This window comes from Candidatus Borrelia undatumii, assembly GCF_020882015.2.
GTDB lineage: Bacteria > Spirochaetota > Spirochaetia > Borreliales > Borreliaceae > Borrelia.
The window spans coordinates 708,537-720,498 of record NZ_CP086555.2; the positions used below are offsets into that span (position 1 = coordinate 708,537).

Sequence of the window (11,962 nt, forward strand, 5' to 3'; positions counted from 1 at the left end):
ATTAGCCCTATTAATCTTAAGATGGGGAAAATAGACTGATGCTAGATGCAGAGAATGAGGAGCTGTTGGGTATTTTTTTTGAGGAGGCTCAAAATCTTGTAGATACCCTTGAAGAGAATATTATGTCATTGGAAGATGACCCTGATAATGCTGGGACTATTGATGAGATATTTAGGGCAGCGCATACTCTTAAGGGTAGTTCGGCCTCGGTTGATATGATGGAACTTTCAGAATTTACTCATGTTGTCGAGGATGTGTTTGATGCTATTAGAGGCAATGGGCTGAAAATTTGTCGTAATCTTGTTGATTTGCTTTTAAATTCACTTGATGTTGTGAAGGGTATGCTGGATGCACGCCTTAATGGAAATGTTTATCTAGAGGATGTAAGTGAACTTAAAGGAAAGTTAATGGGGTTTTTGGGCAAGAGTGATCAAAAAACATCTATGATGCCTTTAAAGGGGGCTAGTGATGATGGATTTTTGCTTTCGTCTTTTGACCTTCATGACATACGAGAAAGCTTAGGACCCGGCCAGAAGGTTTTAAGAGTTGTTATCAATTTTAACGAGGATAATCCTATGGCTACAATCTCTGGCATACAAATGTTTCAAGCTTTAAAAGATTTGGCACCAATACTTCATACTGTTCCCAGTTATGAGCAAATTGTTGCCGATGAATATTTGCCCAGGGTGGATTATTATCTGATATATTCAGATACCGATAATGTTGAGAGGAAAATAAATATATCCGATGTCGTTTTAAGTTACAAGATTGAGGAGCTTGACGTTGATAATGAGTTGGAAGAAGCAGAGACAAGGGAGAGAAGAAATATTGCTGGGTCTGGTATTGTATCTAAAGATGAAGTGCAGCTTTCCGGCGATGAGCTTGTAACCTTAAGAGATCGTATTGGGGATGCTAAGTTGTTTGAAGTGAAATTGAATTTTAACAGGGATAACCCTATGGCTACAATCTCTGGAATACAGATGATGCAAGCATTGAAAAGCTTGGGAGAGGTTTATAAGTCTATTCCTGACGATGTTGATTTATTGGCGGATAAATTTTTTGATGTGGTTGTATATTATTTAGTAGCAAATACTTCAACGGATAGCATTGCTAGAAAGGTAAATTTAGAAGATGTTATTGTTAGTTTTGAGATTAAAGAGGTAGTCCTAGAAAGTGCTAAGGGCCTGGTTTTGGATGCGGAAGGCGATGAAGATGTAGCTGTTAAGCATTTTAAGAGGGGAGCTCCTTTAAACGTAAATTTGATTAGGATTGATAGCAAAAGGATAGATTCTATATTAAATCTCGTAAGTGAGGCTGTTATAAATAAGTCGGCTTATAATCAAATAAATTCCGATATGGCATCTTTGCTTTACAGTTTTAATTATTTTTATGATTATCAAGAGAGTTTTCAGAGGAATTTTTTAATAGATTTGAAAGTTGTTTTTAAAGATATGGGATTGGAGTTGGAAAATGATGTTGAAACTCAAATAAAAAATTTGATGAACCATAAAATTGAGAGAACTTTACATGATATGGGGGAATTAAGGGATTCTTTCCTTAAAATTCTTCAAGATTCAAAATTTGCTTCCGGTAGACTTTCAAGGATAATTACTGAATTGCATGAGAGTGTTTTAAGGACAAGAATGTTGCCAGTTTCTGGTATTTTTTCGAGATTTTCGAGAGTTGTAAGGGATTTATCAAGGAAATTGGGAAAGGTTGTAGAGCTTGATACTGAAGGGGGGGATACTGAGGTCGATAAATCCGTTATAGATGATCTTGTAGAACCTTTGATGCACTGTGTTAGAAACTCTATGGATCATGGGCTTGAAACTGCTGATGAGAGACTTAGGAAGGGTAAGGATAGGGTTGGTCATATACTTTTGCGTGCTAGGAATGAAGGCAATATAATATCAATAGACATTGTAGATGATGGAAAGGGGATAGACCCAAATATTATTAGACAAAAATCAATTGAAAAGGGGATAATTAAAAAGGATGAGCTTCTTTCCGAGAGCGAGGTTCTTAACTTGATTTTTTCTCCTGGATTTTCAACGGCTAGTCGGATTACAGATGTTTCTGGTAGAGGAGTAGGCCTTGATGTTGTAAGAAAGAGTATTGAAAAGTTAAATGGAACCATTTTAATAGATTCAAAAATTGATGTTGGTACAACTTTTAAAATCAAGTTACCCTTAACATTGGTAATTGTTCAAGGGCTTCTTGTGAAATCAGGAAGTGAAATTTATGTTATTCCTTTAAATAGTGTCCTTGAGACGCACAGGATTAGCGAAGAAAACGTCAAACTGCTTGAAAATGAACACGAAGTTTACAATTTAAGGGAAGAAATTGTATCCGTGCTTAGACTTGATAAGCTCTTTAATATAGAGAGTCGTGAGGACTTATCCGAGAAATTTTTAATAGTTATTAACGTTGATGACAAAAAAGCGGGAATAGTTGTAGATTTCATTCTTGGAGAAGAGGATTTTGTTGTAAAGCCTATTAAGGATAGGTATGCTTCAAGCCCTGGGATAGTTGGGGCTACTACACTTGGAGATGGTAAGGTTGTTTTAATTATTGATGTTTTTAGGCTTTTTGAGCTGAGGGATATGAAGGGATAGACTTATGATGGACATAAAAGAGATTCATTTGGGAGATGACGAGTTGGGTGGGTATAAGGTTAGAGAGTCTAATTTTATTAACTTGGATTTTAAAGTAGTGTCTTTTAATATTGGTGATGATAATTACTTAATAGATATTATGAAAGTCAAAGAAATAAGGAAATCTAGTAATTTTACGTATGTCCCAAATGCTAGGAGGTACGTGGTTGGGCTTGATAATTTGAGAGGAGAAATAATATCTATTATTGATTTAAGAATAATGTTTAATTTAAAGACTAGTGAAAAGGAACTTGAGGATATCATGGTGCTCAGGAATGAAGATTTATTAATTGGCATTATTGTTGACAGGGTTAATAATGTTTTCTCAATTGACTCTTCTTTGATACAAGATCCTCATCCCGTTTTAGCTCAGGATACGCTTATAAAGTACATAAAGGGAGTAGTTGAGCATGAGGGTAAGTTGTACATACTTCTTGATATAGATAAGGTTTTTAGTTACGAGGAGGGGGAGGATGAGGGTTTATTAAAAAATGACACAAATATTGATTTGCCTTCTGCAGAGCAGAATCTGACTGAGCTTAATGCGCCATCTAATGATTCTGCAGAGGTGCTGAAGAGCATTGGGGATAATCTTTTTCAATATTCTTTCAACACGTCTTTGGTAAATGATGAGTTTTTAAGAGAAGTTGGGATAAAATTGGATTTAATCAATGTTAATGATGGGTCTTACGGGCGTTTTTTGGGTGAGTTTTATTCAAGGTCATCGGGGTGCTTGTGGGATGGTGAGTATTTAAGGGAGTTTCAGGATGAGGTTATTGGGAGGCATGTTAATGGCATTGGCGGTGTTGGTTCTATTTTAAATGTTTTTGAGGTTGGGTGTGGAGATGGAAAGGAGACAGTATCTTTTGTGAATGCCTTGTGTGAATCTTGTAAAAAACTGTTTAGAGTGATAGCCATTGATAATGATTTGACTAGGGTGATTGGTACCTCTGGTTTGGTTTTCTCGGAATCTGAGATTAGTTTGAGCGGGATTTATAGAAAGAATTCATTTGAACAAAGCCAAGGGATTTACAAGTTTAAGGCAGAGATTATGGATAATATTTTGTTTGAGTACTCGGATGCCATTTTGTCGGAGTTTCCTGAGGATTTGGGGATTGTTTTCTTAAGGGATGTTTTATGTTTTTTGAAGAGCGAGGAGCAAGCTTTGATTTTGGATACAATTGCAAAAAAGACCGTTAGTGGGGCTCTTTTGATTTTGGGAGATAATGAGGAGCTTAAGAATAATGATATTTTTGTAAAGGATAGATCTGTGGAACATTTTAACTTGTATAAAAAGGTCTAAAGGAGAAACGAATGAGAATAGATTACATAGAGCCATTTTTGGATGCTGCTTCTTCGGTTTTAAGAGATATGTTACTTGTTGAAGATATCAAGATGGGAAGTCCAGGGCTTAAATCAATCAATCAGAAAATAAAAGGGGTTTCTGTAATTGTAGGACTTGCGGGGTCTGTTGAGGGTAGTATTGCCATTGATATGGATGTTAGTACAGCTCTTTTTGTTGCTTCTAAGTTGAATTTTGAGGAGTATGTTGATTTTGAGGATGAAGAGACTAAGGAGATGGTTGCTGCTACTCTTACTGAGGTTGGCAATATTATTGCCGGCAATTTTGTTACTACGCTGCATGCTAAGGGGTTCATATTCGATATAACTCCACCGGCCTTTATTTATGGGGAGAATATTAAAATAAGCAATAAAGGTTCTGAGGCTTTGATTGTGCCTTTTACCTTGCCAGACGGCAAAATTATAGAAGTTAATATTGCAATAAGAGAGAGGGTTTGATATGATTACAGAGTTAAACTTATTTATTACTAGAAGAGAGGGTTTGATATGATCCAAAAGACTACTATTTCTATGGATTCTTCGGTTAAACCAAAGGGCATTAACTATGATACTGGGATTCCTTTTAATGTTTTGATTGTTGATGATTCGGTTTTTACCGTCAAGCAGCTTACTCAAATTTTTACTTCTGAAGGGTTTAATGTTATTGATACCGCTGCTGATGGCGAAGAGGCTGTGATTAAGTATAAGAATCATTATCCTAATGTTGATATTGTTACTCTTGACATTACTATGCCTAAGATGGATGGGATAACTTGTCTTTCTAGTATTATGGAATTTGATAAGAATGCTAGAGTGATAATGATTTCTGCATTGGGCAAAGAGCAGTTGGTTAAGGATTGTTTAATTAAGGGTGCGAAGACGTTTATTGTGAAGCCTCTCGATAGAACTAAAGTTCTCCAGAGAGTTATGTCTGTATTTGTTAAATAATTTGTTTGGTTGAGAAATACAGAATTTTAGTTCGCTTTATAGAAAATCATGTCGTTTTTTATCTCGCCCATGGCTTTGGTGGAGTAGGTTATGTTTAGGTTAAAGATTTCCAATTTGTCTTCCTTATTGTTTCCTATGTATAATTCAGTTTTATAGAAACCCCTTTTCGTGTAGAGCAGTGCCGTGCTTTTGAAAGCAGTGTCTATGGGTTTGATTTTAAATATTTTATATTTGGAGAAGCTTTTGTCAACAATTTCGCTTTTAAGCAGGTATTTATTGATTTCTCTGTGGGTTGGAGTTAGCTTGGCATAGTTAATTCTGTTCTCCATGATGCTTTTTACAAAACTTTCTGTTAATTCGTACGCTTGCACTTCATTTTGATCTTTAGGATATTTGAGGTAGTATTCTTCTTCCGAAATTAAATTAAAAGCGGAATATTCTCTCATCCTCTCAGAGGATCGCATTTCAATTGAAGTTGTTATTAATCGTGCATTAATTATTTGAATATTAGCAAGCAGTAAGAGAAATATCCTTCTTATCATGTCTGTTCTCTGTTAATATTCATTATTTTTTTAACTTTCTCTATTTCTAGGGGTATTCTAGTCCTTCTTTTTGTACTTAGCTTGTCTTTTAGCAAAATGTTGTTAAATTTTTTTGCCAGCTCATATATCTTTTCTTCGCTGAACAGAAATGGGATTTGAATTTTTCTATATTCAATTGGGTCTTGTAATACTTTTTGCATCAGTATGATTGGATTTAGAAAGCTTGCCTTGAAGAATTTGTAAAAATTCATTAAAAAAACGGCAAACGAGATAAAGAGAGAAAATAAAAATATTCCAAGAATGGAATCATTTTTTCTTTGTAAATACTTATCTATATAAAATTTTGTTTGATCCATTTCAATAATTTTATATTCACTGGGGCTATAGTAAAGGAACATGTCGTTGGATTTGGAATATATTGTATTTTCCATATCCTTAATCATTAATATAAAGGGATATTTTTCTTTTATATAATTTTTCTCAGTTGTTATCGAGATGTTCTTTATGATATTAAATTCTTGTTTTTCTGGAATTGTATTTGCAAAGCTTAAACTTGAAAATATTATAAAAAATATGAATGGAATTAGAAGACTTATTGAAAATGTTCTAGCGAATGCTATTATTATTAGATTTTTTTCTTTTTCGTTATAGTAAATTTCAATCATTAAATCATTGAATCTAAGGAGCCTTAGAAATCTTAATTTAAAAAGAGAAAGTATGATTGGATTTAAGATAGTTTCATGGGGGTCAATTATATTTTCAATTTGACTCAAACTGTAGAATATAAGAGGAATTAAGCAATGAAATATATCAAAAAATAAGTTATTCCTTACATATACCTGTAGTTTTCGTGAAAAGTAGGCCTTTGAAATTTTACATAAAAAAATTAATATAAAAATCAAATCGAACAAGAATCCGATGGATATAAGACCAAATCGGATTTTATAGGGTAGGAAGAGTACTATTGACAACTCTTCTATTAAGAATGCAAGTAGTGAGACAATCAAAGTAGCTTTTAAAACATTTGCAAATATCTTCACCATTTATTTTTCCTAGCTATTTCTAGAAGTTCTTTAATAACTCTTGGATCATAATCCCTTGAGCTTGATTGTTTTATTGAGAACCAGCTTTCATCATATCCTAAAAACCCTTTTGTTTTATTGTTTTTAATGTTTGGAATTCTTGTTCTATTTGAAAAAATGGATACTAATGTCGCAACTGGTGACATATTGCCCAAGTTCTCATACTTAAATAGGCTTTGAGTTACTAGGTTAGCCGTATTTTCGTCCAAAAAATCAACTTCTAGGCTTACCAAGCTCACTATATCCTTGATATTGTTCGAACTCAAGTCTATAGCCTTCTTAAAGCAAATCTTAATTATTAAAGCTCTTAATAAGAGTAAAACTTTTATGTAGTTTTTTATAATTTTTGAGGAATCAAGAAGATTATTTTCTTTTTTAATTAGATGTATTGTGTAAGAATTTTTGTCTTCAAAAAGTTTATTTATGTAAAATGTGATAAGACCACTACTTATAGCATTAAAATTGTATAAAAATTCTTTTCTGAGACATGAATTATTTTTTATGCAGTGGAATGTTGATTCCAAATCATTTTTACCAAATTCTTTTCCAAAAAGTTCTCTTATAATGTTGAAATCAATGGATTCAATGCTTGACAAAACCAGGGGAGTAACTATCGTATCTGTTTTTTCTTTAACGTATTTAATGAGCAAGTTAATATCGGATTTAAAATTTTCATCTATAAACGTTGAAATAGTTCTACTATTTTCTTCCAAATACTTAATTATCTCGACTTCTTTTTCAAAGACGGAAAGGCTCTTTATGTGCTCATGATTGAATAAGTAGTGATACAAGTGAGGAAAATACATCTTTGTATTCATTTTATTATGCTCAAAAGTTCAAAGGGTGCGTTTATGATGTATTTTGCTCCATTTGCTTTCAATTCCTCTATTGTTCTAAACCCCCATGAAACTCCAATTGGCAAAAACCCAGCATTTCTAGCAGTTATCATGTCAACATCACTGTCTCCTATATATGCGACCTCTTCAGCTTTTACATTAAGCTCTACTATCATATCAAGGGCGTTTGCAGGATCTGGTTTTGCTTCAAACCTTGAAGAGTAGCCTCTAATTTCAAAAAATTTTATATCCCCAAACATATTCTTTGTTAATGCTAGGAGTTCTTCATGGTTTTTATTGCTTAAAATTCCAATAGGAATATTAAGCTTGTTGAGTTCTGCCAGAAGTTCCGGTATGCCGTCGTATGCTCTTGTCTGAGAGGAAAGATTTTGATTATATTCTCTTACAAATTCTTTATAAAGATCATACTTAAGGCTTTTGTCATTAAAGTTAATACTAAGATAGTCTAGGGTTTTCTCTACGAATTTATCGAATCCTCTTCCAACAAAGCTACTAAATTTTTCTGCTTTGATTTCTTTGTAACCTAAATTTTTTAACGCAGAATTCATCGAAAACGCAATATCTTTAATACTGTTTACTAAAGTCCCGTCCATGTCAAAAATGCAAGCCCTTATTCCCATGATTTAATCCCTCAAAATTAGTTGCGTACCACGCTCCCATTTTATCATTATTTCTTGTCTTTCATTAATTCTATTTCACGATTTGAAACATTTTAAGTTGTCTTTTAATTTTTTCTCAATGTTCTTGCCAATGTTCCTATTTAAGTTTTATTATATCTTGTAATAGTTATGATTGAGCAGTATTTCTCTCTTGTTTATTTTCAGGATAGGTTTTAGTTTGTGCAAGATGTGCTAATTTTGGACAGGGTAACTAAGCGGTATGGAGATTTTGTAGCTAACGATGAAGTCTCTATAAATTTTAAAAGAGGTGAGATACATGCAATTCTTGGTGAGAATGGTGCCGGCAAAACCACTTTAATGAAAACCATTTATGGGGTGCATAGGCCTACTAGTGGGCGAATTTTTTTAAGGGGAAGGGAATTAAAACTTAAAGATTCAAGTGAGTCTATTCGTAACGGTATTGGGATGGTTTTTCAACATTTTATGTTAATACCAAAGTTTACAGCTGTACAGAACATCATTTTAGGATATGAGGATTCAGTGTTTGGGTTTATTAACTATCGAAAAGCATTAAAGAAGATACTCAGTATTTCTGAAAAATATGGCTTGGAAATAGATACTGACAAGCAGGTTCAAGACTTGAGTGTTGGAATGGGGCAAAAAATAGAGATAATCAAGGTTTTATATAGGAATGCGGACATTATTATTTTTGACGAGCCTACGGCAGTACTTGCTCCGAGTGAAATTGATGAATTTATGAAGATTTTAAAAATGTTGGTTTCAGAGGGACATACTGTGATACTTATTACACATAAAATAAGGGAAATAAAGGCTGTGGCGCAAAGGTGTACAATTATGCGTCTTGGGACGGTTATGGGAACTTTTGATGTTTCTGAAGTTGATGAAAAATTCCTTACCAGGTTAATGATAGGCAAGGAAACGGTTTTTGATGTATCTAGAAGACAGTGTGTTAACAGTGCAAATGTTCTTGAGATTAAGGATTTAAATGTTAAAGATGAGCGGGGTTTACTTAAGGTTAGAAATGTTAGTTTCAATATTAGAGATAGTGAAATTTTGGGGATAGCTGGGATTGAAGGGAGTGGGCAGGAGGAATTAGTTGAAGCGATTCTTGGTGTAAGAGAAATATATAGTGGGGATATATTTAAGAAGACGGGTGGTGATCTTGAATCTATAAAGGGACTTAGTGTAAAGCAAATAATAGACAGAAAAATTGGCAATATTCCATCTGATAGACAAAAACACGGTCTTATTTTGGACTTCAATGTTTTGCAAAATATTGGGATTAAGAGCTTTGATGATGTTAAGTATTTAAACATTAAAAATAAAAGCAAGAGTGGTGGCTTAAGTTTTAAGATATTAGATACCATTAAAAAACAGTTTGTTGGATTTAATTTAGGTTTTCTTAAAAGAGTAAGTAGACAACTTACGAATTCGTTTGATATTAGGCCAAGAGACATTTTATGTAAAGTTAAAAATTTATCTGGAGGTAATCAGCAAAAAGTAATTGTTGCTCGTGAGATCAATTTGGAGCCTGAGGTTCTCCTGGCGGTGCAACCCACAAGAGGACTTGATATTGGCGCAGTTGAAAACATTTATAAGAAGATATTGGAGCAAAGAGATGCAGGGACGGCCGTTCTTCTTGTCTCTCTTGAGCTTGAAGAACTTATGAGTGTTTGTGATAGAATAGCTGTGATGTATGATGGGCAAATTGTGGGTATTTTGGAGGACAATTTCGATGTTAATGTTATTGGTAAAATGATGACGGGTGGTATGGTCTAGATGGAATTTGGTAGCTGTAAGTGCAAGAAGGTAGCACTGAAATTTTTAAATACGCCAGCTTTTATTAACTTTCTTGCATTGTGTTTGGGATTTTTGGTTCTTGGTTTAGTGGTATCTTTTCTTGGTTATTCCCCCTTTAGAATGTATTACATAATAATAGAAATTATGTTTTCTTCTCCTAAACATTTAGGTTACATTTTAAGTTATGCGACTCCGTTGGTTTTTACGGGTCTTTCTGTGGGCATTGCTTTAAAAGCGGGACTTTTTAATATTGGAGTTGAAAGTCAATTTATACTTGGTTCAATTGTAGCTTTAATAGCTGGGGTTTTTTTAGAATTGCCTCCTTTGTTGCATGTGATTTGTGTTTTTCTTGTATCTTTCGTTGTCTCAGGGAGTTTGGGAATTTTAATTGGATATTTGAAGGTTAAATTTAATATAAGTGAAGTAATTTCGGGAATTATGTTTAATTGGATCATATTTCATATGAATAACATAATTTTAGATTTATCTTTCATCAAGAAAGAAAATAGTGATTTATCTAGGTCAATCAGAGAGAGTGCTTTTATTGATTTTTTTGGTTCTTGGAAGTTGTCACCTGAGGGACTTGCTTATAGAGCTGAGAACCCATTTATTAATGATTTGCTAAAAGCTCCTCTTAATTTTGGGATAATCATTGGAATTTTTTTTGCCATTTTAATATGGATTTTATTAAGTAAGACAATACTTGGATTTAAGATTAGCTCTGTAGGTCATAATATAGAGGCGTCTTATCGTGTAGGGATTGACATTAGAAAAGTTTTGCTATTTTCTATGTTCCTTGCAGGAGCCCTTTCAGGGCTTGCGGGAGCTGTGCAAGTTATGGGTGTCAATAAGGCAATATTTAAGCTCTCTTACATGGAAGGGACTGGTCTTAATGGGATAGCTGTGTCTTTAATGGCAAATAATTCACCAATTGGAATAATATTTTCAAGTATTTTATTCTCGATTTTGCTTTATGGGAGTAGTAGGGTTCAGAGTTTAATGGGGCTATCTTCCTCGATTGTATCTTTGATGGTAGGAATAGTAGTACTTGTAATTTCTGCTAGTCATTTTTTAAATAAGATGGTTTTGGAGGGTATAAAGGGTGTTGGGCGCGATAGTATTTCTAATTAGTGAAACTTTAGTGAATTCTCAGGCTTTAATTTTAGCAGGGTTGGGGGGGCTTATAAGTGAGAAAAGTGGAATAATAAATGTTGGCCTTGAGGGAACAATGGCTCTTGGTGCATTTGTTGGTGCTACGGTCGCATATTTTTATGGCTATCCATTAATTGCAATTTTTGTTGGAGGGTTTTCTGGAATTATTCTTTCAAGTCTTCATATGGTTTTTACCATTTTTCTTAAATCGAATCAGATAATAACTGGAATGGCTATTAATTTTTTAGGACCAGCCATTGCTATGTTGTTTGGTGTTTTTATTTTTGGTTCTTCCTCAACCCCTCCGATAGACACTAAGTTGCCCATACTTTTTGATGGAATTTTAGATAAAAAATCTCTTATGTTTCAAATTTTTGGGAAAAGATATTCACTTTATGTGGCAATGATGTGTGTTGTTATTTTTCATATTGTATTTGAACGTACTAAAATTGGACTCAGGATTAAAGCTAGCGGTGAAGATCCAGAGGTTTTAGAATCCCTTGGGGTAAATGTGGTTATGATTAGGGTTTTTTGCGTACTTTTAAGCGGCTTGTTTGCTGGAGTTTCGGGAGCTGTGATTTCTACTGTAATTACATCAAGCTATATGCAAGGAATTATTGGTGGGCAAGGTTTTATGGCTATTGTTATGCTAATTTTTGGGAAGTGGCAGCCTTTTGGCATTTTAATGGGTAGTTTTTTATTTTCTTTTGTAAGAACTTTAGTCGTTCTAATGTCTCAGGTTTCTTTTTTCCCCTCAATTATACCTCCTAAATTATTGATCATATTGCCTTATGTTGTTGTGATTTTAAGTCTTATGTTTTTTTCAAAAAAGAATTACGCTCCTAGGTCTTTAGGTTTGCCTTACAAACGAGATTAATTTTATTATTGCATTGATTTGAATCCTTTTTGAAACGCTGTTGAAATTATTTAAGGTTTATTTGGGAA

The 11,962-nt window shown here is 33.7% G+C and carries 11 protein-coding genes; 7 read left to right on the plus strand and 4 right to left on the minus strand.

All coding sequences use genetic code 11. The annotated features are described in order from the left end of the window. Positions 1–38 precede the first annotated feature (38 nt). From LKV13_RS03395 to LKV13_RS03410, 4 genes are read left to right on the plus strand one after another with little or no spacing between them, the layout of a single operon-like run. The gene (locus LKV13_RS03395; protein WP_229089373.1) at positions 39–2,615 is read left to right on the plus strand and encodes a chemotaxis protein CheA; all 2,577 of its coding nucleotides are present in this window, start codon (positions 39–41) and stop codon (positions 2,613–2,615) included. Between the two features lie 7 nt (positions 2,616–2,622). Beyond that, positions 2,623–3,957 carry a CheR family methyltransferase gene (locus tag LKV13_RS03400; RefSeq protein WP_373464044.1) on the plus strand — a complete coding sequence of 445 codons (1,335 nt, stop codon included), beginning with the start codon at positions 2,623–2,625 and terminating at the stop codon, positions 3,955–3,957. 11 nt (positions 3,958–3,968) lie between these two features. Continuing rightward, on the plus strand, positions 3,969–4,454 hold the full coding sequence (locus LKV13_RS03405; RefSeq protein ID WP_229089376.1) for a chemotaxis protein CheX: 486 nt from the start codon (positions 3,969–3,971) through the stop codon (positions 4,452–4,454). Positions 4,455–4,502: 48 nt separating this feature from the next. After that, the gene (locus LKV13_RS03410) at positions 4,503–4,943 is read left to right on the plus strand and encodes a response regulator (RefSeq protein ID WP_229089377.1); all 441 of its coding nucleotides are present in this window, start codon (positions 4,503–4,505) and stop codon (positions 4,941–4,943) included. A 26-nt stretch (positions 4,944–4,969) separates the two neighbouring features. Here LKV13_RS03410 and LKV13_RS03415 read toward each other — a convergent pair whose 3' ends face one another. From LKV13_RS03415 to LKV13_RS03430, 4 genes are read right to left on the minus strand one after another with little or no spacing between them, the layout of a single operon-like run. Further along, positions 4,970–5,485 carry a hypothetical protein gene (locus LKV13_RS03415; protein ID WP_229089379.1) on the minus strand — a complete coding sequence of 172 codons (516 nt, stop codon included), beginning with the start codon at positions 5,483–5,485 and terminating at the stop codon, positions 4,970–4,972. After that, complete coding sequence (locus LKV13_RS03420; RefSeq protein ID WP_229089381.1) at positions 5,482–6,528, minus strand: hypothetical protein; 1,047 nt, start codon at positions 6,526–6,528, stop codon at positions 5,482–5,484. The genes LKV13_RS03415 and LKV13_RS03420 overlap by 4 nt, the downstream gene beginning before the upstream one ends. Next, complete coding sequence (locus LKV13_RS03425) at positions 6,522–7,385, minus strand: hypothetical protein (RefSeq protein ID WP_229089383.1); 864 nt, start codon at positions 7,383–7,385, stop codon at positions 6,522–6,524. Before LKV13_RS03425 ends, LKV13_RS03420 begins: the two co-directional genes overlap by 7 nt. Continuing rightward, a complete protein-coding gene (locus LKV13_RS03430) occupies positions 7,382–8,044 on the minus strand; it encodes an HAD family hydrolase (protein ID WP_229089385.1) in 663 nt (220 codons plus the stop codon). Before LKV13_RS03430 ends, LKV13_RS03425 begins: the two co-directional genes overlap by 4 nt. Before the next feature lie 219 nt (positions 8,045–8,263). On the opposite strand from LKV13_RS03430, the gene LKV13_RS03435 reads away from it, so the two are divergent. From LKV13_RS03435 to LKV13_RS03445, 3 genes are read left to right on the plus strand one after another with little or no spacing between them, the layout of a single operon-like run. Further along, positions 8,264–9,844 (plus strand): ABC transporter ATP-binding protein, encoded by a 1,581-nt coding sequence (locus tag LKV13_RS03435; RefSeq protein WP_229089387.1) that lies wholly within the window; start codon positions 8,264–8,266, stop codon positions 9,842–9,844. Next, complete coding sequence (locus tag LKV13_RS03440; protein ID WP_229089388.1) at positions 9,845–10,996, plus strand: ABC transporter permease; 1,152 nt, start codon at positions 9,845–9,847, stop codon at positions 10,994–10,996. Further along, positions 10,968–11,894, plus strand: coding sequence for an ABC transporter permease (locus LKV13_RS03445; protein WP_229089389.1), 927 nt, complete (start codon positions 10,968–10,970; stop codon positions 11,892–11,894). Before LKV13_RS03440 ends, LKV13_RS03445 begins: the two co-directional genes overlap by 29 nt. The last annotated feature ends 68 nt before the right edge of the window (positions 11,895–11,962 follow it).